The organism is Devosia sp. MC521, from assembly GCF_014127105.1.
Classification (GTDB): Bacteria; Pseudomonadota; Alphaproteobacteria; order Rhizobiales; family Devosiaceae; genus Devosia.
The window spans coordinates 60,177-80,323 of record NZ_CP059902.1 but is presented as its reverse complement, the minus strand read 5'-3'; the positions used below and the strand labels follow the sequence as shown (position 1 = coordinate 80,323).

Annotated in this window: 19 protein-coding genes; 16 read left to right on the top strand and 3 right to left on the bottom strand. The window is 57.0% G+C overall.

Annotated elements, in window-relative coordinates:
• Positions 1 to 49: 49 nt before the first annotated feature.
• Positions 50 to 1,114, bottom strand: a complete 1,065-nt coding sequence (locus H4N61_RS00415) for a nucleotidyltransferase family protein (protein WP_182394670.1) — start codon at positions 1,112 to 1,114, stop codon at positions 50 to 52.
• A gap of 170 nt (positions 1,115 to 1,284) precedes the next feature.
• On the opposite strand from H4N61_RS00415, the gene H4N61_RS00410 reads away from it, so the two are divergent.
• Entirely contained in the window at positions 1,285 to 2,535 is a 1,251-nt protein-coding gene (locus tag H4N61_RS00410) for a glycosyltransferase (RefSeq protein ID WP_169194208.1), read from the top strand.
• Here H4N61_RS00410 and H4N61_RS00405 read toward each other — a convergent pair.
• Entirely contained in the window at positions 2,525 to 3,634 is a 1,110-nt protein-coding gene (locus H4N61_RS00405; RefSeq protein ID WP_169194209.1) for a hypothetical protein, read from the bottom strand. The two genes, H4N61_RS00410 and H4N61_RS00405, sit on opposite strands and share 11 nt — an antisense overlap.
• Positions 3,635 to 3,722: 88 nt before the next feature.
• Between H4N61_RS00405 and H4N61_RS00400 the strand changes: the two genes are divergently transcribed.
• From H4N61_RS00400 to H4N61_RS00380, 5 genes are read left to right on the top strand one after another with little or no spacing between them, the layout of a single operon-like run.
• A complete protein-coding gene (locus tag H4N61_RS00400; RefSeq protein WP_182394669.1) occupies positions 3,723 to 4,655 on the top strand; it encodes a hypothetical protein in 933 nt (310 codons plus the stop codon).
• Between the two features lie 53 nt (positions 4,656 to 4,708).
• Positions 4,709 to 5,404, top strand: coding sequence for a glycosyltransferase (locus H4N61_RS00395; RefSeq protein WP_199368511.1), 696 nt, complete (start codon positions 4,709 to 4,711; stop codon positions 5,402 to 5,404).
• Entirely contained in the window at positions 5,401 to 6,120 is a 720-nt protein-coding gene (locus H4N61_RS00390) for a glycosyltransferase family 2 protein (protein WP_169194212.1), read from the top strand. The genes H4N61_RS00395 and H4N61_RS00390 overlap by 4 nt, the downstream gene beginning before the upstream one ends.
• A gap of 43 nt (positions 6,121 to 6,163) precedes the next feature.
• A complete protein-coding gene (locus H4N61_RS00385; protein WP_169194213.1) occupies positions 6,164 to 6,583 on the top strand; it encodes a PqqD family protein in 420 nt (139 codons plus the stop codon).
• Entirely contained in the window at positions 6,537 to 7,658 is a 1,122-nt protein-coding gene (locus tag H4N61_RS00380) for a nucleotidyltransferase family protein (RefSeq protein WP_349236471.1), read from the top strand. The genes H4N61_RS00385 and H4N61_RS00380 overlap by 47 nt, the downstream gene beginning before the upstream one ends.
• Positions 7,659 to 7,685: 27 nt before the next feature.
• On the opposite strand, the gene H4N61_RS00375 is transcribed toward H4N61_RS00380, so the two are convergent.
• The gene (locus H4N61_RS00375; protein WP_169194504.1) at positions 7,686 to 8,351 is read right to left on the bottom strand and encodes a TetR family transcriptional regulator C-terminal domain-containing protein; all 666 of its coding nucleotides are present in this window, start codon (positions 8,349 to 8,351) and stop codon (positions 7,686 to 7,688) included.
• A 229-nt stretch (positions 8,352 to 8,580) separates the two neighbouring features.
• Between H4N61_RS00375 and H4N61_RS00370 the strand changes: the two genes are divergently transcribed.
• The 10 genes from H4N61_RS00370 (at position 8,581) to H4N61_RS00325 (ending at position 20,027) form a co-directional block, all read left to right on the top strand.
• Positions 8,581 to 9,861 (top strand): aspartate aminotransferase family protein, encoded by a 1,281-nt coding sequence (locus H4N61_RS00370; protein ID WP_182395873.1) that lies wholly within the window; start codon positions 8,581 to 8,583, stop codon positions 9,859 to 9,861.
• Positions 9,862 to 9,920: 59 nt separating this feature from the next.
• Complete coding sequence (locus H4N61_RS00365; RefSeq protein WP_182394668.1) at positions 9,921 to 11,417, top strand: CoA-acylating methylmalonate-semialdehyde dehydrogenase; 1,497 nt, start codon at positions 9,921 to 9,923, stop codon at positions 11,415 to 11,417.
• A 157-nt stretch (positions 11,418 to 11,574) separates the two neighbouring features.
• Entirely contained in the window at positions 11,575 to 12,825 is a 1,251-nt protein-coding gene (locus H4N61_RS00360; RefSeq protein ID WP_169194216.1) for a Zn-dependent hydrolase, read from the top strand.
• 82 nt (positions 12,826 to 12,907) lie between these two features.
• Positions 12,908 to 13,324, top strand: coding sequence for an endonuclease domain-containing protein (locus H4N61_RS00355; RefSeq protein ID WP_169194217.1), 417 nt, complete (start codon positions 12,908 to 12,910; stop codon positions 13,322 to 13,324).
• 63 nt (positions 13,325 to 13,387) lie between these two features.
• Positions 13,388 to 14,839 (top strand): dihydropyrimidinase, encoded by a 1,452-nt coding sequence (gene hydA, locus H4N61_RS00350; protein WP_182394667.1) that lies wholly within the window; start codon positions 13,388 to 13,390, stop codon positions 14,837 to 14,839.
• Positions 14,840 to 14,993: 154 nt separating this feature from the next.
• Complete coding sequence (locus H4N61_RS00345) at positions 14,994 to 15,782, top strand: ABC transporter ATP-binding protein (protein ID WP_169194219.1); 789 nt, start codon at positions 14,994 to 14,996, stop codon at positions 15,780 to 15,782.
• 151 nt (positions 15,783 to 15,933) lie between these two features.
• Positions 15,934 to 16,803, top strand: coding sequence for an ABC transporter permease (locus H4N61_RS00340; protein WP_182394666.1), 870 nt, complete (start codon positions 15,934 to 15,936; stop codon positions 16,801 to 16,803).
• Positions 16,804 to 16,823: 20 nt separating this feature from the next.
• Entirely contained in the window at positions 16,824 to 17,912 is a 1,089-nt protein-coding gene (locus H4N61_RS00335; protein WP_169194507.1) for an ABC transporter permease, read from the top strand.
• 21 nt (positions 17,913 to 17,933) lie between these two features.
• Positions 17,934 to 18,911 carry an ABC transporter substrate-binding protein gene (locus tag H4N61_RS00330; RefSeq protein ID WP_169194220.1) on the top strand — a complete coding sequence of 326 codons (978 nt, stop codon included), beginning with the start codon at positions 17,934 to 17,936 and terminating at the stop codon, positions 18,909 to 18,911.
• A gap of 240 nt (positions 18,912 to 19,151) precedes the next feature.
• The gene (locus tag H4N61_RS00325; protein ID WP_182394665.1) at positions 19,152 to 20,027 is read left to right on the top strand and encodes a hypothetical protein; all 876 of its coding nucleotides are present in this window, start codon (positions 19,152 to 19,154) and stop codon (positions 20,025 to 20,027) included.
• The last annotated feature ends 120 nt before the right edge of the window (positions 20,028 to 20,147 follow it).

Here is a 20,147-nt window from a genome sequence, read left to right as displayed (position 1 = left end):
TGACAACAGCCGACCGGACGGCAAGCGCCGAAAACACTTCTGGACTTCCTCAGGCTCTAAAAGAGGCAGTCAGGCGTCGCCAAAAAGCACGATCAAACAATTTACCGAAAAATTTCTGGGGCCGTGCATGTTTCCAGAACTGCGGCCGTGTCATGTCGGCGAGCAGATTGAGGCTCGCTGCGATCATCGTTCCGCTGCTACCGAGGTGCCTTAACTCGATTTCAGCAATCAGCTGTGCTGCACGGACACTCCGCCAGCGCGCGCTGTTATCACCGCGCAACGCCCAGTCAGCAACGACGCGCCAGTCGTCCCACAACCGTGCATTAGTCTTCGTACTCATTGCTCTCTCTAGCGCAATGCGCTCAGAGGCCTCCAGCCCCTCGTACAACAGTTCCAGCTCGATAAAGGAGCGTAGAAACAATCCACCATGCATGCTGTTTCTGTCGGCTCGGAGCGCGTGGATAAGAGTGATAACGATCTGATCGACGCGCGAGGGCATAAGCAGGCCAGGGGCTCCCGAAGCTGCGATGGCACTGCCCTCGACATCGCCGAGGAAACCTACATATGCGGGAGGTACGCATAGCACATGCGGCTCGACCCGCGCCGCATCTCCTTCTCGCCCAATTGGCGCAAGGTGATGCTCGCCGATTTTGAGCTCTAGTGTCGTTGGAAACTCGTCTACCGGATCCACGGTGATATAGCCGAGCTTTGCAAAGACTTGCAGGGCTTGGGGGGTGCTCACCAATATATCCAAGTCCGCCATCTGCCGAAGGCCGGGACGCGGATAAATTGGCCGAAAAATCTGGATAGCGCCCTTGAGCAAAATCACCCGCGCCCCAGCATTTTGGAGGGCACGATCCAGTTCCAATAATTGTTGACGCATATGGAGATGCCGCGCGACGTAATATGCTGGCTTGGGAAGGGCCGTATCCCAGTTCACCTCCGAGAGCAGATAGGCAAAAATAGGTTTAAGCCTGTGCCGCGTAGCTAAAGTTTCGATGCTTTGGACGGACACGCCAGCTGCCCGCAAGTGACGCAATTGTGCGAGTGGGTATTGCCCCTTAGCCGCATTGAAACCGATCTGAGCAAATGTACGCAGGTCTAGACGTGTCATTTCATAAGCGATCCCATAGCCGACATGCCTCGACCGTGCTGACGTCCACACAGTATGAACGTCAGCACCACGAACTCATAAGTCCTCGTGAAAGACAGATTCTATACACATTGGGCTACGTGGTGTTAAGGATTCCGCCGCCGGTTCAATGATGTAAGAAAGTGTTATCGATGGCCTCCGAGACGTGGAAGCGCTGGGTCACCGGGCCATCAGAACATGTCTCTCCGACGAACCTGCACCGCGCAGACTTGGCCGTCGTCGTTATTGGTTTCCTCGCGCAACCGGGTTTAGTTGCAGCAGTCGCGTCCCTACTCCGCCAGGATTGCGCTGCGGAAGTTGTAGTGGTGAATTCCGGAGGCGGAGGGGCGGGGGCGCTTCTAAGCGAATTTAGTGGACGCATCCGCGTCATAGATATCGAGCGGCCTTTGCGCGTCGGCGCAGCGCGTAATATTGGCATTGACGCGACGCAAGCACCCTATGTTGGCTTTCTCGCCGGGGACTGCATCGCCAGACCAGGCTGGGTCAGCGCGAGATTGCAACGACATGCAAAGGGTAGTCGCGCTGTCGCTTCGGCCATCGCCTTGCCTGACCTGCGAAATGCCCCCGCTCTCGCTGCCCACTTGCTGCTCTTTGGCCTTCGTTCCCCCCAGATCCATCCCGCATATGCACTACGGTATGGCGCTTCCTATAAGCGCGATGTCTTTGCTGAGTTTGGGTATTTCAACACAGCCGCCCGGATCGCTGAAGACAGTTCCTTTGCTCAACGGCTTGGACGTCAGGTCTTTGCCGCTTGGGCGCCCGAAGTGCAGACAGAGCATGCCAATCCTCAAACAGGGTGGTCGCTCACCCAAGACCTCTATGCACGAGGGTTTCGAGCTGCACGAGGTAAGCCTTCCGACAAAGCGTCACCTACGCCATTGGCTCAATTCAAAACCGTCTCTGCAAATGCCCGCCAACGCAGACGCGCTGCCAACAAGATAGCGACCGATTTCATCGGTCTGGATCAGTCAGCTCTTGCTGCAGTCAAACCTTTTCTCAGCATTGGGAGCTGGGCCTATAGTGTCGGTGCGGCGCGGGGAGCGCGCCAATTGGAGCGCACTTATCGGCTGGCGAGCACTGAAGAACATGATAGCCCGCTCCAAAACATCAGCCTGCTCGAAAGCGCCGTGTCCATGGACGGCGAAAATATCGCGCTGCGCCTCCTGTGCGCGGATGCGTATCGCAACGTTGACGACGCCAAGAGCGAGGCTCATCTGAACATGGCCATGGAACTCTCATGCTTCCACGATGTCCATGCTGAACGACAGTTGGCTTGGCTCCGAGAACGCAATTTGGTGGCACAAGCGGATGCCTTTGACAGACGCCTGCGCTATTGCCTTCCCGCATTCGCACGGCAAATCGGCGCAGAGCCTATCCCGTAAGTTCGGCCGAGAACCGCATGCCGTCGTGCGGAAAATTCGCCTCGATAAAAGCCTTTAATAGGCGGCCATTCTGTTCGGCGTCAGCTGAGAGATCTAGATGAAAACACGGGAGCTGTCTGAGAAGCTTGGCGTAAAACGACATACCGCGTTCTTGTTCTGCAGGGAATTGAAAGAGATTGGACGTCATCAATGCAAGCATGACCTCGCGCGCTTTGGCCGGGCGCAAAGCCGGAACCGCAGCGTGCGCAATATGGGGCAAAACCACGGCACCGAGCCGGAGTTCACTCACAAAGGGTTCAAGAAAATACCGGTCGGGGTTAAACATGACCTTGCCGCGCCAATTGTCGGCCAAATCGGCCGTGCCCTGCTGCAAATGAGGTAGGCGCGCCAAACCTGAACGATCTTGTTTGACAACCCTGTACAGCGCACGAGCAAGGCAAGACCCTGCCAAGTCTAAGGCAATATAGTCATCGCCGACGGTCTTGAGACCCACAGACAAGCCCGCAAGAGTAGTTCCAGACTTTCCTGCGCCTCCGGCCCCGAACATCACTATGCCAGCGCCGTTAAGCCCTAGGGTTGCGGCATGGGCGAGCCGCTGCTCATGCTCATCGAATATCCAGTGCAAGTGCTGGCGCAACGGCGCTGTCGCGTCCCAAAGCGGCAGAGTTTCTCTGCGTTCTGTCAGCTGGACGCCAATGCGTCGCTCCGTATCGTAGAACTTCCAAGTCCCTTCCTGAAACGGATAGGCCGCACGCAATCCTGCCGCGCGAGCTAAGTGTTGAAAAGCCTCGGGGGAGCATGTCGACTGATCCAGTCGCGGCACCCCAAATTCCGGCGTATGTGTTCCCGTCAGAATGAAAATACGGTGCTCACAGAGGTCTTCCACTGCGCGCGACGACAAGATGCCGACATAATCATCGGCCAACGAGGCATCATCAAAAACAAGCTCAAGCTGAAGGTCCGCGAGAAAAATTTTGCGACGATGCCAAACGGGTTGCGGCGCCGTAGCCAAATGGCTGATCACCTGGCGCATCCATTGAACTGCAGTGGCGCCGTCTACTGTTAGACAGGAGGTGGAAAATTCAGTTAGTCCTGCCATCTGCATGCTCTTTTTGCTTGTGCACAAGGACGATTTGCTAGCTTAACCGTCTGATAAAATACATTTCTCAGAAATGCTATTCACTCCGATGACTGTCAGTTCAATAGAAGTTCGCCATGCACCCCCGGCAATATCCCAACGGGTACGGGCTTGGTTCGAAAAACCGTCTCGGATTGCCTTGGTTGATGGCGGCAGATCGATCCATCTACCCCACCCCGATAAACGCGGTTATTCGCTAAAGATCAAAGGGGCAGGTTATCGTGGCGGTGGTGTAAAATTTGGGACGCACGTAGCGTCTGGACCGACCGCACCGCGCTTTGATTTCGATGGACGGATGATGGTGGATGTGGCCAGCGGCCACAACACTGCTTTCGTGGGAGGCGCATCGTTTCAGCAGGCTGCCACCGAGTTTTTCATGGCGCAAGAATTTGCAAGGCTCAGCATAGAGGTCGTCGCCTGCGTCGGCTACGGGCGTATCGCGCATGGTGAGCATGTCTCATGGTTCTCGATACATGAATGGCCGACCGGCTACCACGACATCGGCGCGGACGAGACGGAAACCTACCGCTTAGTCAATATAAACGTCAGCCGGATCATTCTGGAGCTTGCTCAACACCACAACAAAATTGGCTATTTTTGGATGGCTCAGAACGCGGCGGGCCATCAAGTCGCCTTCGATCTTCACCCGTTCATTTCGGTTGATCCGCTGAATTGCTCGCAGCTGAGTTGGGTCATGCAATTAGCCTTTGCCTATTCAGTTCGGTGTTATGCCTGTGAAATATTTTCAAAACTTTCAGGCAACCAAAATCAGCATGCAGACACCGCTGCGTATCCGCTCCTCGCGGTCTTGCCGAATGCGACACAAGAAGACTATAACGACTTAAAAATTGGATTATTGAAGCCGGCCAAGAAGATGGTCACTACTGATTTTACCGCAAAGAAATTGGTTGATTTGATTAATGGCACTCGCATTGGTCAAGCTCTAATGTATCAGTGCCCAGATAACTACACCCGCTTTTAAGCACTACGCTGCCTGCGTAGTGCGCATGAGACTTTGACATCAGGTAATTCGGTTTGAATAAGACGCCCCCCGCCGACACAACCGTCGTCATACCGGCTTACAATGCGGAAAAATACTTGCGCGAAGCCATCAACAGTGTTGTGCGGCAAACGCGGCCTGCTGCCGCGATCATGATCGTCGACGATGGCTCAACCGACGGCACCCCAGAGATTGCGCAGTCCTACCAGGGCGTCACCTATGTGCACCAGGCCAATGCCGGCGTTGCTGCAGCTCTCAATCATGGCGTGCGACTGACTAATACCAACACTATTGCGTTTCTCAGTGCCGATGACGTGTGGGCGCCCGAAAAGCTTGAACTCCAGCATATCGCACTCGCAGGCCAGTACAAGACATTGGTCTTTGGCCACATGCAACATTTTTTGTCGCCTGAACTGCCCCCGGAATTGACTAGAACCCTAGCCTGCCCTCCTGATCCAATGCCTGCTTTTTCGGCAGGCACTCTGCTCGCCGCTGTAGAGGACATCCGAGCGGTCGGGCCGTTCAATGAGACTTTTCAAGTCGGCGAGTTCATGGACTGGTACGGCAGAGCAAAAGATGCGGGCCTCGTTACAACTATGCTCGACGCGACAGTATCGATGCGCCGTGTCCACAGCTCTAACCACAGCACGAAAACGCTGCGAAATCAAAGCTATGCGCCTGTTTTAAAGGCGCTTATCGATCGACGCCGCGCGCTGCAGGGAAAATCATGAAAGTTGTCGCTCTGCTGCAAGCGCGCAATGAAGAGCGCTACCTCGCCGAATGGCTTGAGAATATCGCCCCAGTCGTTGATGCGATTATAGCCATCGACGACGGGTCAATGGACAAGACAGCGGATATTTTGTCCGCTCACCCAAAGCTTGCTGAGCTGATCAAACGTCCTCCTGGTCAACCCTGGCGAGAACGCGACAACCATATTGAACTCATCAAAGCAGGCCGTCGTCATCAGGCGGACTGGTTTTTATGCATCGATGCCGATGAACGTATCGAACTCAATTTTGGTGCGTCGCTGCCAGCGCTACTGAAAGAAGCAGACGTTCGTGGCGTTGAGGCCTTTTCCCTGCGCCTACGTGAAATGTGGAACGACGACCGCACGTATCGCGTGGACGGGATTTGGGGCCAGAAGGCACGCTATCGCCTGTTCAAGAACAATCCTTCGCACAACAAGTTTGATCCGCGCCAGTTGCATCGCCATTGGATGCCGCTGGAGATCGTCATGCGGCTCCATGCGGTCGGCAGGCAATTGCCTTACGCAATTTATCATCTGCGTATGATCGATGCCGCGGATCGTCTGGCCAGATATCACCGCTACAAAGAACTAGACCCGACCAACCGCTTTCAGACCGAAAACTACGACTATCTCATTGATGAGACAGGGCTCGAGCTCGCGACGATTGCCGAAGGCGCAGACTACAAAGTCAGATCGTGACGCGAACTGGCCTGCGCCAACACCACTATATGGAGACCTTGAGATGACCGAGACATTCCTTCAAACAGCTGAACCCAATTGCAGCGCCGAAGAATTTGACGGCGAGTTGGTGGCCATCAATCTCGAAACTGGCATCTATTTCAGTATCAAGGCCTCCGGCGCTGCTATTTGGGCTGACCTCAATGCCGGTCACTCGATCGAAACGATCCGAGCGCTCGCCAGCGCGCGCGGCGATCTCGCGGTCGCGACAGACAGCTTCATACAGCAGTTGCAGGATCATGGCTTGATGCGACGCGTCGATAGCGCCGCGGTGCCGAGCACAGCTCCCAGCTTCGCCGCCTTTACAGATGCTGTAGATCTGCCCGAATTGGAATCCTTTGGCGACATGCAGAGCCTTTTGCTGTTGGATCCCGTGCATGAAGTGGACGCTGAAGTCGGTTGGCCGCTTGCAAAGAAGGACTGAGGCGAACTCAGCCACAACTATGACCGCGTCACCTAAAGCGACCGCGCTTGCTCCTCACCTTGATCGTTCCTATGCGCTCGTGCTGCGAGCGATTGCGCAGAGCGGGGCGGCCTCAGTAGACGCATACACAGAATGGCGCGCGCTAACCCCTTTGAGCGCCGTTCCCTTTGCACAACACCGTGCATTTCCAATGCTTGCCGATTTCGTGACCCGAGAAAATATCGCAGACCGTGAATACGAGCGCCTGCGCGGCGTGAGCCGAAATCTCTTCACTAGAAACGCGGCGAACCTGCACCACTTGCGGCAGGTTCTGGATCTAATGGCCCAGCAGACCATCGCGCCCATCCTGCTGTCAGGTTTGGCTTTGCACGCGCACAAGGCGGTGCGTTTGGATGGGATGGCTCTCGGCGCACTGGAGCTGCTGATCCCGGCTGCTCAATTTCATGCGGCCAAAGACCTCTTCAAAGCAAATGCCTATCGCCCCGTGAGCGAAAGGCCCGCGCCAGACAACGCTTCTTGGCACCCGCCGAGCAGCGACTGTTTGATCATTCTCAGAACGAGCCCGTTACCCAGTCTGACCAATCGGCATTTCGTACAAGAGTGCATCGCAGCGTCTCACATGCACCAATTCCAAGACAGGCATGTGCGGTTGCTATCTCCGACCGAGCTACTCTTTTGTGCCTGCGTGCAACCCGCAATTCATGACGACATCGCCTGTTTCACAGCGATACTTCAGGGCCATGCGCTACTCGCCATTGTGCCTAACGCGATTGACTGGGTGGCGCTTCAAGCCCGCATTCGGCGTCACGGATTGCAGGCCCATGCTCTAGCCTATTTTCAGTTTTTGACACAACACACCCCGTATGACGTTCCAAGCACGTTCATGGCCGCGCTCAACGCCACGGTTCGCCACCACAATATCGACGAGTGGATGGCCGACAGGCAGCGACCAACAGAACGTTCAATCGGCCCAAAACTGCGGAAGGCCTATCGGGATCTGCGCTTTTTCCGGCACAGTCCATCGACGCTCGTTGGCAAGATTATACGCGGGATGACACGTCCCCTCAGTCGCTGAGACACCGCGGTTTCCCTGCGCCCGTCGTTATGGGCTACTCGCCGTCCGCAGGATGCCCTGCATGAACAAATGCTCCAGCGTGCGGGCGGCGTCTTCAAAGCGGCCTTCTCCATTGCGGCCTGGCCCGAGAATAGCGCGAACCTGCACGTCAAAATCGGCGTAGTGCTGGGTGGTCGCCCAGATGGCGAAAATTAGGTGATAGGGGTCGGTGCGCGCCAGCTTGCCCTCCTCCATCCAGCGCAGCAAAATCTGCGCTTTTTCATCGACGAGATTTTTCAAATCCACCTCGATCATGTCGATGACATGCTCGGCCCCACGCAGCATTTCATTGGCGAAGAGACGGCTTTCGCGGGGGAAATCGCGCGCCATCTCCAGTTTGCGCCGGATGTACGAGCGGATTTCGCTCGCTGGGTCGCCATCGGCCTTCATTTCATGCAACGGGGCCAGCCAAGTGGTCAGCAGCTCGGAAATCAGGCGGCGGTGAATCTCCTCCTTGCGTGGGAAGTAATAGAGCAAGTTGGGCTTACTCATTCCCGCCACTTCGGCGATTTGGTCAATGGTCGACCCTCGGAAGCCATGGACAGAAAAGACCTCAAGCGCTGCACCAAGGATAAGGTCGTGCTTTTCTTTCTGTATTCGAGTCAGCGCCTTAGGCTTTTTACTAGGCGTCGCGATCACATCCTGACCAGTCATTGCTGAATTTTTACTCACCCCACAAGTTTCCCGCTCGTCTTTGTATTGTTCGTGCTCATTTTCGCCTTGCGGGAATGGATAGGGATGGTAACATTTTTCCAATTGGTCAAAATTTCCTGACTTCTGGCGTCATCGTCAAGTCTGTTTGACGCAAGACTTAAGTTCAGGGGGGAGTTCTATAGTGTCGCCATCATCCACCGTTGCGCCAAACGACCTCAGCGCGTTCTGGATGCCGTTTACGGCAAATCGCCAGTTTAAGCAGAACCCACGCATGTTCGTGGCTGCCAAAGACATGCACTACACCACCGCTGATGGCCGCCAAGTGCTCGATGGCACCGCAGGCCTGTGGTGCTGCAATGCTGGCCACGCGCGCCCAAAAATTGTTGAGGCCATTGCCAAACAGGCCGCTGAGATGGATTACGCGCCTGCCTTCCAAATGGGGCATCCCAAGGCGTTCGAGCTCGCAAACCGCCTTGTCGACATCTCCCCTGCCGGGCTCGACCATGTTCTCTTCACCAACTCTGGTTCTGAATCGGTTGAGACCGCGCTCAAAGTTGCGCTCGCCTATCAGAAGGTTATCGGCCAAGGCTCACGAACACGTCTGATCGGTCGCGAACGCGGCTATCACGGGGTCAATTTCGGCGGCATTTCCGTTGGCGGCATTGTCACCAATCGCAAAATGTTCGGCACGCTGCTCACCGGCGTCGACCACCTGCCACATACCCATAACCTCGCCAAAAATGCCTTCTCGCGCGGCGAACCGGAACACGGCCTAGATCTGGCTGACGAGCTCGAACGCATCGTGACCCTGCACGACGCATCCACCATCGCAGCGGTTATTGTTGAGCCCGTGGCCGGGTCCACCGGCGTGCTCATTCCACCGCCAGGCTATTTGAAGCGCCTACGCGAGATCACCAAGAAGCACGGTATTCTTCTTATTTTCGACGAGGTCATCACTGGCTACGGCCGTCTCGGCACACCATTTGCCGCCGACTATTTTGGCGTTGTGCCTGACATGATGGTCACGGCGAAGGGTCTCACCAATGGCGTCATCCCAATGGGCGCTGTCATGGTCTCCAAGGAAATCCACGACGCCTTCATGACCGGGCCGGAGAACATGATCGAGTTCTTCCACGGCTATACTTACTCGGGCAATCCTATTGCCTCGGCGGCGGGTCTCGCCACGCTCGAAACCTACAAGGATGAAGGTCTGCTCACGCGCGGCGCCGAACTGGCCAAAGTTTGGGAAGATGGTCTGCACAGCCTTAAGGGGCTGCCGCATGTCATAGACATTCGCAATATCGGCCTCGTTGGCGCTATCGAGCTGAAACCCATCGACGGCGCACCGACCAAGCGCGCCTTCTCGGCGTTCCTAAAAGCCTATGAACAGGGCGTCCTCATTCGCACCACCGGCGACATCATTGCGCTGTCGCCACCGCTGATCGTTTCTGAAAGCCAGATCGATCAGATCGTCACCACACTGTCCGACATTCTCAAGACGCTGGACTAAACCGGGACGGCGCAGAGCGGCTGAGGGGCCGCACTGCCCGCCTACTCTAGGAGGGAAAATTGCAGGTCATTGAGAACGCCGTCGCAGGCAAACGTTATGTCTCCACATCCTCTCGCCGCGTCCCGGTTTTTAATCCGGCAACAGGCGAACAATCGGCTGAGCTGCCGCTCTCGACGCTCGATGAGTTGAACGCCGCTGTCGCCAATGCCAAACACGCTCAAGTGGCTTGGGGCAATACCCCGCCGATGAAGCGCGCCCGCGTCATGTTCAAGTTCAAGGCGCTGCTCGATCAATATTCTGATGATCTGGCCCGCGAAATCTCCAAAGAGCACGGCAAGGTGCATGACGATGCCTTGGGCGAAGTCGCCCGTGGCATTGACTGCGTCGACTTTGCTTGTGGCATTCCGCATCTCTTGAAGGGCGAGTTCAGCCGCAATGTCGGCCCGTCTATCGACAGCTATTCGGATCGGCAGCCGCTGGGCGTTGTTGCCGGGATTACCCCGTTCAACTTCCCGGCCATGGTGCCGATGTGGATGTATCCAGCCGCTATCGCTTGCGGCAATGCCTTTATCCTAAAACCGTCGGAACGCGATCCATCCGCTCCAATGCTGGCCTGGAACCTCTTTATGGAAGCAGGCCTTCCCGAAGGCATTCTTAATATCGTCCATGGCGATAAGGAAATGGTCGACGGGATTTTGGACCATGCCGACATCAAGGCTGTGTCCTTCGTTGGCTCGACCCCGATTGCCGAATATGTCTACCAGCGCGGCACCAAAGCCGGCAAACGCGTGCAGGCCCTCGGCGGCGCCAAAAACCACATGATCATCATGCCAGACGCGGACCTCGATCAGGCCGCCGATGCGCTGATGGGCGCAGGCTATGGCTCAGCGGGCGAACGTTGTATGGCGATCTCGGTGGCTGTGCCCCTTGGCAAGCAGACAGCGGATGCGCTGGTGGCAAAGCTGAAACCACGCGTTGAAGCCCTGAAAATTGGCCCTGCGACCGATAAGGACGCCGAAATGGGTCCGGTCGTCACCAAAATGCACCGCGATAAGATCGTCGGCTATATCGATAGCGGCGTTGAAGACGGCGCTGACCTCGTCGTTGATGGCCGCGGTTTCAGCCTACAGGGCTATGAAAATGGCTATTATGTCGGCGGCACTCTGTTCGACAATGTCGAGCCCGAGATGAAGATTTATAAGGAAGAAATTTTTGGACCGGTGCTCTCGGTTGTGCGCCGGGACAGTTTCCAAGACGCGGTCGATCTCATCCACGGGCACGAATATGCCAATGGCACGGCCATCTTCACCCGAGACGGCGACGCCGCTCGTGAATTTGCCGACAAGATCGAAGTGGGCATGGTGGGCATTAACGTGCCCCTCCCCGTGCCGGTGGCCTACCACTCCTTCGGCGGATGGAAGCGCAGCCTATTTGGCGATCATTCCATCTACGGGCCTGAAGGCATTCACTTCTATACGCGGCTCAAAACCGTCACCACCCGCTGGCCAGCCGGCATCAAGGGTGGTGCCGAATTTAGCTTCCCAAGTGTGAAGTAGGCAAAGATGAGGAGCAGGATCGAACATAAGTTGATCTCTGCGACCCCGCTCCGGCGGCCCAGCGCCGCACATAATGCTATTGAAGGTAAGCCCTGCCGCTCGCGCACCGCGACGGCAGGGCTTTTTATTTCGACCTTAAGAATGACGAGACACACGCATGACCGCACCCGGTGAAAACCTCAAGATCAATGGCGACCGGCTTTGGGATAGCCTGATGGAGATGGCCAAGATTGGCCCCGGTGTGGCTGGCGGCAATAACCGTCAAACCCTCACCGACAGCGACAAAGCTGGACGCGAGCTTTTTAAGCGATGGTGCGACGAAGCCGGGCTCACGATGGGCGTCGATCAAATGGGCACAATGTTCATGACCCGCGCGGGCACGGACCCGAGCGCCCTGCCCGTCTACATCGGCTCGCACCTCGATACCCAGCCAACCGGCGGCAAATATGACGGCGTCTTGGGCGTGCTCGCAGGCCTCGAAGTTGTGCGCTCGATGAACGATCTCGGCATTCAAACCAAGCATCCCATCGTCGTCACCAACTGGACCAATGAAGAAGGCGCGCGTTTTGCCCCCGCCATGCTGGCTTCAGCCGTGTTTGCCGGTGTCATTAGCCAGGAGCACGCCTATGGCCGCAAAGACCAGGACGGCAAGAGCTTTGGCGATGAGCTCCAGCGCATCGGCTGGCTGGGTGACGAAGAGGTAGGCGCGCGCAAAATGCACGCCTATTTCGAGTATCACATTGAGCAAGGGCCTATTCTTGAAGCCGAAGAAAAGCAGATCGGCGTCGTCACGCATTGCCAAGGCCTGTGGTGGCTCGAGTTCACTCTCACCGGTCGCGAGGCGCACACCGGTTCCACCCCCATGAACATGCGCGTCAATGCCGGGCTCGCCATGGCCCGCATTTTCGAGATGGTGCAGGACGTGGCAATGGGCGAACAGCCGGGCGCCGTTGGCGGCGTGGGGCAGGTCAAATTCTCTCCAAACTCGCGCAATGTGCTCCCAAGCACTGTCATCTTCACGGTCGACATCCGCACGCCAGACCTCGCCAAGCTCAATCGCATGCGCGGCGAAATCGAAAAGCGTGCGGCCGCGATCTGCGACGAAATCGGCGTTAAATGCGCAGTTGAAGCCATTGGTCATTTTGATCCGGTCACCTTTGACCCAACGCTTGTTGGCCGTGTGCGCGCAGCCGCCGAACGCCTTGGCTACAGCCATATGAATGTCATCTCTGGCGCGGGCCATGACGCGTGCTGGGCGGCAAAGGTCGCTCCATCGACCATGATCATGTGCCCCTGTGTCGGTGGGCTATCGCACAATGAAGCGGAAGAGATTTCCCCCGAATGGGCCGCAGCCGGAGCCGACGTGTTGCTGCACGCCGTTCTTGAAACAGCGGAGATCGTGGGGTGAAGACAGTGCTCCTGCATAAGCACCCTCTTTACCTCTCCCTTTGGGGGAGAGGTCGACGCGTTGCGTCGGGTGAGGGGGCCGTATGAGCACGCTCAAAACCAAGTTTGCCGCCCAAGCCGCCAAACGCCTCCGCGCCAATTTGACTGACGCGGAGATAAAACTCTGGGAGCACATCCCCGAAAGGCAATTAAACGGGTTCAAATTCGTTCGGCAGCTGCCAGTGGGCGCTTATATCGCCGACTTCGCCTATCGAGAAGCTGACCTTATTGTGGAGCTTGATGGCGGCCAACACGCCGAGAATGCCAAAGACGCAGCGAGAACGAGGGATCTCGCTGCCCACGGCTATTCGGTCTTACGCTTCTGGAACGACGACGTTTTGGAGAACACCGAAGGGGTGCTCACTGCCATTGCCGAGCATTTGAGCAAGGCCCCCTCACCCGGACTTCGTTTCACGAAGACCGACCTCTCCCCCAAAGGGAGAGGTGAAGAGAGGGTGTAAATAGACATCGCCGATCCGCGCGAGGGGAAAGCGCGGATCGGGCAGACTTTAGAGGGAACGACAATGAGTAAAGTTATCAAGAACGGCACGGTGGTCACGGCCGACCTGACCTACAAAGCCGACGTGAAAATCGAAGGAGATGTGATCGTTGAGATCGGCGACAACCTCTCCGGCGATGAGGTTTTGGACGCGACCGGCTGTTACATCATGCCCGGCGGAATTGATCCGCATACCCACCTCGAAATGCCCTTTATGGGCACGTATTCTGCCGATGATTTTGAAAGTGGTACGCGCGCTGGCCTTATGGGCGGCACCACAATGGTCATCGATTTTTGCCTGCCCAATCCCAACCAGGGCCTCTTAGAAGCGCTCAAAATGTGGGACAATAAAACCGGCAAAGCCTATGCCGACTATTCCTTCCACATGGCCGTCACCTGGTGGGGCGAGCAGGTTTTTGACGAAATGGCCGAGGTGGTCGATCGGGGCATCACCTCGTTCAAGCATTTCATGGCCTATAAGGGCAGCCTGATGGTGAACGACGATGAGATGTTCTCCTCGTTCCAGCGCTGCGCCGACCTTGGTGCACTGCCCCTCGTTCATGCTGAAAACGGCGATATTGTCGCTGCGATGACGGCAAAGCTTCTCGCAGAAGGCAATACCGGCCCTGAAGGCCACGCCTATTCTCGCCCGCCAGAAGTGGAAGGGGAAGCCACCAACCGCGCCATTATGCTGGCCGATATGGCGGGTGTGCCGCTCTATGTCGTTCACACTTCTTGCGAGCAGGCCCACGAAGCCATCCGCCGCGCCCGCGCCAAGGGCATGCGCGTTTATGGCGAGCCGCTGATCCAACACCTGACGCTGGATGAAAGTGAATATTTCAATCCCGATTGGGACCACGCCGCCCGCCGCGTCATGTCTCCTCCGTTCCGCAATAAACAGCACCAGGACTCGCTCTGGGCAGGCTTGCAATCCGGCTCGCTCTCCTGCGTTGCCACCGACCACTGCGCCTTTACCTCCGAGCAGAAGCGCAATGGCATTGGAAATTTCTCAAAAATACCAAACGGCACCGGCGGTCTTGAAGATCGCCTGCCTGTGCTGTGGACCGCTGGCGTCAATACCGGTCGTCTGACCATGAACGAATTCGTCGCCGTAACCTCGACCAATATCGCCAAAATCCTCAACATGTACCCAAAGAAGGGCGCAGTGCTGGTTGGCGCCGATGCCGATCTCATCGTCTGGGACCCGGAACGCACCAAGACCATTTCGGCCAAGAGCCAGCAATCGGTCATCGAATACAACGTGTTTGAAGGCTTTGAATGCAAGGGGATGCCGCGTTTTGTGCTGACCCGCGGCCATGTCTCGGTCATCGAAGACAAGTTCCAGGGCGAGCACGGCCACGGCAAGTTTGTGGCGCGTGAAGCCAAGAACCCGGTCAACCGCGCGCTCAGCACGTGGAAGGACATCGTCTCTCCTCGCAAGATCGAACGCGCTGGCATCCCAGCGACGGGGGTTTGATGACTTTTTTGACTAGTTTTCTACCGAAGGCCCCCTCACCCGGCCCAATGGGCCGACCTTTCCCCCTAGGGAGAGGTGAAGAGGGTGCACTGGTTAACCTCTCCCCCTGGGGTAGAGGTCGACGCAACGCGTCGGGTGAGGGGGCCTCTGCGCAATGACCACTGTCGTTCACGCTCAAAATCTTGGCCTCACCTTCCCCACCGGCGACGGCGACGTTGTTGCGCTCTCTGACGTCAATTTGACCATCAACAAGGGTGAGTTTGTTTCTTTTATTGGCCCCTCCGGCTGCGGAAAAACGACATTTTTGCGCACCATTGCCGATCTTGAACGCCCCACATCCGGCACTTTGACCGTCAACGGAAAGACTGCCGAGCAGGCGCGGAAAGACCGCTCCTATGGCTATGTGTTTCAGGCCGCCGCGCTCTATCCGTGGCGCACCATTGAAAAAAACGTCGCCCTGCCGCTCGAGATTATGGGGCATTCCGCCAGTGAACAGGCCAAACGCATCAAGCGCACCATGGAGCTGGTGAACCTTTCCGGCTTTGAGAAGAAATACCCATGGCAACTCTCGGGTGGCATGCAGCAACGTGCCTCCATCGCTCGCGCGCTCAGCTTTGATGCCGATCTTCTACTGATGGACGAGCCCTTTGGTGCGCTCGACGAGATCGTCCGAGACCACCTCAATTCCGAGCTTTTAAAACTTTGGGCGCGGACCGAAAAAACCATTTGCTTTGTCACCCACTCCATTCCCGAGGCGGTGTATCTGTCGACTAAGATCGTCGTCATGTCCCCGCGTCCAGGCCGCGTCACCGACATTATCGAGAGCACGCTGCCCAAGGAGCGGCCGCTCGACATTCGCGAAACGCCTGAGTTCTTGGAAATCGCCGCCCGTGTGCGTGACGGCCTGCGGGCCGGTCATTCCTATGACGAGGAGCATGTATAGCCATGCTTCTTTCTCTTCATCATGAAGGCCTCCATCTAGCCTCCCCCGATGAGGGAGAGCGATCAGATGGTGTCTCGGGTACGCCGCGTTTAAAATCACCAGCTCAACCCCTCCCCCTCACAGGGGGAGGTTGGGTGGGGGTATCGCCCCCATGCTGAACCGCATCCTCCCCGTTCTCACCATTCTCATCGCCATTGTCGCCTTTTGGTACGCGATGGCGATCCATATGAACGCGCCCTGGCAGAACACGCTCAACACCCGCGCAAATCTCGAAAATGTGCCCGTCACCGAGTTTGCCCAGCAAACTTGGGCGCAGGCCAAACCTGTGCTGCCAGCGCCCCATCAGGTGTTTTCCGAGATTTGGAGCGCAACGGTGGCTATGGATCTCACCTCCAAGCGCTCGCTCGCCTATCACAGTTGGATCACCCTCTCAGCGACGCTTCTCGGCTTCGCCTTTGGCACGGTTTTGGGCGTGCTGTTGGCCGTCGCAATCATTCACAATGATGCCACCGACCGCTCTTTGATGCCGTGGATCATTGCCAGCCAGACCATTCCAATTTTGGCGGTCGCGCCGATGATTGTGGTGGGGTTGGGGGCCGTCGGCCTCACGGGCATGATCCCTAAGGCGTTGATATCCATGTATCTCTCCTTCTTCCCCGTCGTTGTCGGCATGGTGAAGGGGCTGCGTTCGCCGGAGAATATTCAGCTCGATCTGATGCGCACCTATGATGCCAATTCCTGGCAGGTGTTCTGGAAGCTGCGCTGGCCAGCGGCCATGCCTTTCCTCTTCGCCTCGATGAAGGTTGGCATTGCCATTTCGCTGATCGGCGCCGTGGTGGCAGAGCTGTCCAATGCCGCCGGTGGTGGCCTTGGCGTGCGTTTGCTCACGGGCTCCTACAATGGTCAAACCGTGCAAATCTGGGCGGCGCTGTTCTTGGCCGCAGGGATTGCCGCCGTCTTGGTGGCGCTGGTCGGTTCGGCTGAAAAATACGTCAACGCTCGCATGGGAGCACGCGCATGATTTCGCTCGCTTTCACACCCATGCAAAAGCTTCTCGCAAGTGTTGCAGGGGGCAGCGCCGCGCTTGGCTTGGTCTTGTCATTGACCAGTCTGAGTGCCGCGCCACTGCTGCTGATCTTCTTTATCGCGGGGGCACTCACGCTCATCCGCTTTAAAAAGCCACTGCCGATCTGGGTCGACGGCGTACTGATGGTGTTTGGCGCCTATGCCCTCATCGCTTCCTTGCCTGCTGAAGGCACGATGCCCGGCCATCATTGGTTAGCGCTGATCTCGGCTTGGGCATTCTCTTGGTTGTTCGTTGAAGAGCTCTCCACCGCCATTCGCTTAGGAAAACTGCCGCACACCGGCACGGGGCTGGTCATTCCAACCATATTTGGCCTAGCCCTGCTCATCGTTTGGGAAGTCATCACGCGCGGCGCAGGCGTGCCGCCCGTGCTTCTGCCTTCCCCTTCAGCCATTGCCGCCCGCATGGCGGCCGAGACCTATATTCTAACTCAGGACTTCATTCAGACTTTCATCAAATCCGTGCTGCCCGGCTATGCCATTGGCTGTCTTGCCGGTCTCCTTGTTGCCATTGCGGTTGATCGCTCGCCCTTCTTGAAGGCGGGCATCATGCCGATTGGCAATTTCATGTCGGCGCTTCCAATCATCGGGATCGCGCCGATTATGGTCATGTGGTTCGGTTTCGATTGGCAGAGTAAAGCTGCGGTCGTGGTCGCCATGACCTTCTTCCCCATGTTGATCAACACGGTGGCCGGGCTCAACGCAGCCTCGTCCATCGAGCGCGATCTCATGCACACCTATGCCGCCAACTATTGGCAAACCCTTATGAAGCTCAGGCTCCCCGCTGCGGGCCCCTTCATATTCAACGCCCTCAAGATCAATTCGACCTTGGCCTTGATCGGCGCAATCGTAGCGGAGTTTTTCGGGACGCCCGTCGTGGGAATGGGCTTCCGAATTTCGACCGGTGTTGGCCGTTTGGCCATTGATCTGGTCTGGGCGGAGATCGCTGTTGCGGCGGTCGCGGGGTCCGCCTTCTACGGTGTCATCGCTCTCATCGAGAGAGGTGTCACCTTCTGGCATCCGTCTGTCCGTGGTGGACGGGCGTAAAAGGGAAACGGGAACGCAAAAATGAAAAAAATTCTTGGAGGCCTTGTCGCAACCGCAATGGTTATGTCGGCAAGTTCAGCACTGTCTGCAGACGCACTCACCCTGCAGCTGAAGTGGGTCACGCAAGCCCAGTTTGCGGGCTATCTCGTTGCAGAAGCCAAGGGCTTTTATGACGAAGAAGACCTCGACATCACCATTCTTCCCGGCGGCCCCAACATCGCCCCAGAACAGGTGATCGCTGGCGGCGGCGCCGACATTATCGTCACCTGGATGGCAGCAGGCATGGCCGCGCGCGAAAGCGGCGTGCCGCTCGTCAACATCGCCCAGCCCTATAAGCGCGCTGGCCTGATGATGATCTGCCCGACTGAAACCGGCGTCAAAACCGAAGCCGACTTCCCCGGGAAGACGCTCGGCGTTTGGTTCTTCGGCAATGAATATCCGTTCTTTGCTTGGATGAATAAGCTCGGTCTGGCCACCGATGGTTCGGCAGGCGGCGTCACCGTGCTGCAGCAAAGCTTTGACGTCCAGCCGATGATCCAGGGTCAGGCAGATTGTATCTCGGTGATGACCTATAACGAATACGGTCAGGCGCTGGATGCTGGCTACAGCCCAGACAATCTCACCATCTTCAACTACACCGAAATGGGTAATGACCTTCTCGAAGATGGTCTCTACGTCATGGAAGACAGCCTGAAGGATCCGGCCAAGGTTGACGCCTATGCCCGCTTTGTTCGCGCTTCGATGAAGGGCTGGGGCTATGCGCTCGAGAACCCAGATGAGGCCGCCCAGATCGTTGTCGACGCCGACGAAACCGGCGCCGCCGAACTGGCGCACCAGCTCTACATGGTCAAGGAAGTGACCAAGCTCGTCGACCCAGATGACGCTGCGCTCGACATGGCGACCTATGATCGTACCGTCAAAGCACTCCTCGACCAGAAGATCGTCAAGGCTCTGCCAGAAGGCGCTTACACCACTGTCGTCACCGACGCGCTGAAGTAAGTTTTCTACCCAATCAGCTTTGCAGAGCGGGGGCCTTTGGGCTCCCGCTTTTGTTTATCTTGCGGCAGCTTTGCGGCGACCACCGGAACCATCCAGCCTGACAAGGGATTACCTCTTGGATACAAATCCAAAGAGAGGCTTATCGATGAACTCCATTATTTACCTCGTTGGTCTGGTCGTAATCGTCCTCGCCATTCTTTCCTTTATCGGCTTGGCTTGAGCGAAAGGGAGGAGCATCTCATGGCACTCAACACGCCCCCCGGTGTTACCGTCATAGACACCGCTCCCGCGCCTGTAGCAGAAAGCAGCTATGTCGATTGGCCCGCGATTATTGCGGGGATCGTTCTGGCCACCGCTATCTCGCTGGTCCTGATTAGCTTTGGTTCTGCCATTGGACTTAACTTTGTCGACTTTCATGGTCGCGACGGCGCTCCAGTCTGGCTCGTCGGCATAGGAGCCGCCCTCTGGTTTCTCTGGATCCAGATCTCCAGCTTTATGGCCGGAGGCTATCTCACTGGCAGATTGCGTCGCCGCAAATTCGACGCCACCGCCGATGAATCCGACCTGCGCGATGGTGCCCATGGCCTCTTGGTCTGGGGCGGCGCGATGATTTTTGGTGCAGCGCTGGCTGTCGGCGGCATTGGGGCCCTTGGCTCCGCTGTGGGCAGTGCAGCAACAACTGCGGCCACAGCAATGGCTGCCGATGACTCAACCCCCAATGATTATTTTGTCGACACTCTGTTCCGTGCCAGCATTCCGGTCGATCCCGGCGTCGCCCGTGACGAAGCTCTACGGATCTATGCGCAATCAGCCCTCACCGATGGTGAGATCAGCACCGAAGACCGCAGCTATCTTGTTGGCCTTGTCGCCTCGACCACCGCACTGCCCCCAGCTGAAGCTGAAGCGCGCGTTGATCAAGTGAACGCAACGATTGCCGAGGCCCGCGCCACCGCACTTGAAGCGGCCCGTGTGGCCCGCAACACGGGCATTCTCGCCGCCTTCCTGATCGCAGCATCGTCTTTGGTTTCGGCCATTGGCGCGTTCTGGGCGGCCCAGAAGGGCGGCAATCATCGCGACGAAAACACCGTTCACGCTGGCGTCTTCCGCCGCTTCTAGCGCTTAAAGAAACAAGGAGAACACCATGTTCAAAGGTCTCGCTCTCTGGCTTCTCGGCGTGCCGATTTGGCTGATCATTATTATTTTTCTCGTGACCTAGCCTATTTAACGGCCCTCCCC

What these genes read in the sequence shown, in the direction of transcription:
- H4N61_RS00415 (WP_182394670.1), bottom strand. Translation starts at nt 1,114, where the DNA reads ATGACACGTCTAGACCTGCGTACATTTGCTCAGATCGGTTTCAATGCG.
- H4N61_RS00410 (WP_169194208.1), top strand. Translation starts at nt 1,285, where the DNA reads ATGGCCTCCGAGACGTGGAAGCGCTGGGTCACCGGGCCATCAGAACAT.
- H4N61_RS00405 (WP_169194209.1), bottom strand. Translation starts at nt 3,634, where the DNA reads ATGGCAGGACTAACTGAATTTTCCACCTCCTGTCTAACAGTAGACGGC.
- H4N61_RS00400 (WP_182394669.1), top strand. Translation starts at nt 3,723, where the DNA reads ATGACTGTCAGTTCAATAGAAGTTCGCCATGCACCCCCGGCAATATCC.
- H4N61_RS00390 (WP_169194212.1), top strand. Translation starts at nt 5,401, where the DNA reads ATGAAAGTTGTCGCTCTGCTGCAAGCGCGCAATGAAGAGCGCTACCTC.
- H4N61_RS00385 (WP_169194213.1), top strand. Translation starts at nt 6,164, where the DNA reads ATGACCGAGACATTCCTTCAAACAGCTGAACCCAATTGCAGCGCCGAA.
- H4N61_RS00380 (WP_349236471.1), top strand. Translation starts at nt 6,537, where the DNA reads ATGAAGTGGACGCTGAAGTCGGTTGGCCGCTTGCAAAGAAGGACTGAG.
- H4N61_RS00375 (WP_169194504.1), bottom strand. Translation starts at nt 8,351, where the DNA reads ATGACTGGTCAGGATGTGATCGCGACGCCTAGTAAAAAGCCTAAGGCG.
- H4N61_RS00370 (WP_182395873.1), top strand. Translation starts at nt 8,581, where the DNA reads ATGCCGTTTACGGCAAATCGCCAGTTTAAGCAGAACCCACGCATGTTC.
- H4N61_RS00360 (WP_169194216.1), top strand. Translation starts at nt 11,575, where the DNA reads ATGACCGCACCCGGTGAAAACCTCAAGATCAATGGCGACCGGCTTTGG.
- H4N61_RS00355 (WP_169194217.1), top strand. Translation starts at nt 12,908, where the DNA reads ATGAGCACGCTCAAAACCAAGTTTGCCGCCCAAGCCGCCAAACGCCTC.
- hydA (WP_182394667.1), top strand. Translation starts at nt 13,388, where the DNA reads ATGAGTAAAGTTATCAAGAACGGCACGGTGGTCACGGCCGACCTGACC.
- H4N61_RS00345 (WP_169194219.1), top strand. Translation starts at nt 14,994, where the DNA reads ATGACCACTGTCGTTCACGCTCAAAATCTTGGCCTCACCTTCCCCACC.
- H4N61_RS00340 (WP_182394666.1), top strand. Translation starts at nt 15,934, where the DNA reads ATGCTGAACCGCATCCTCCCCGTTCTCACCATTCTCATCGCCATTGTC.
- H4N61_RS00335 (WP_169194507.1), top strand. Translation starts at nt 16,824, where the DNA reads ATGCAAAAGCTTCTCGCAAGTGTTGCAGGGGGCAGCGCCGCGCTTGGC.
- H4N61_RS00330 (WP_169194220.1), top strand. Translation starts at nt 17,934, where the DNA reads ATGAAAAAAATTCTTGGAGGCCTTGTCGCAACCGCAATGGTTATGTCG.
- H4N61_RS00325 (WP_182394665.1), top strand. Translation starts at nt 19,152, where the DNA reads ATGGCACTCAACACGCCCCCCGGTGTTACCGTCATAGACACCGCTCCC.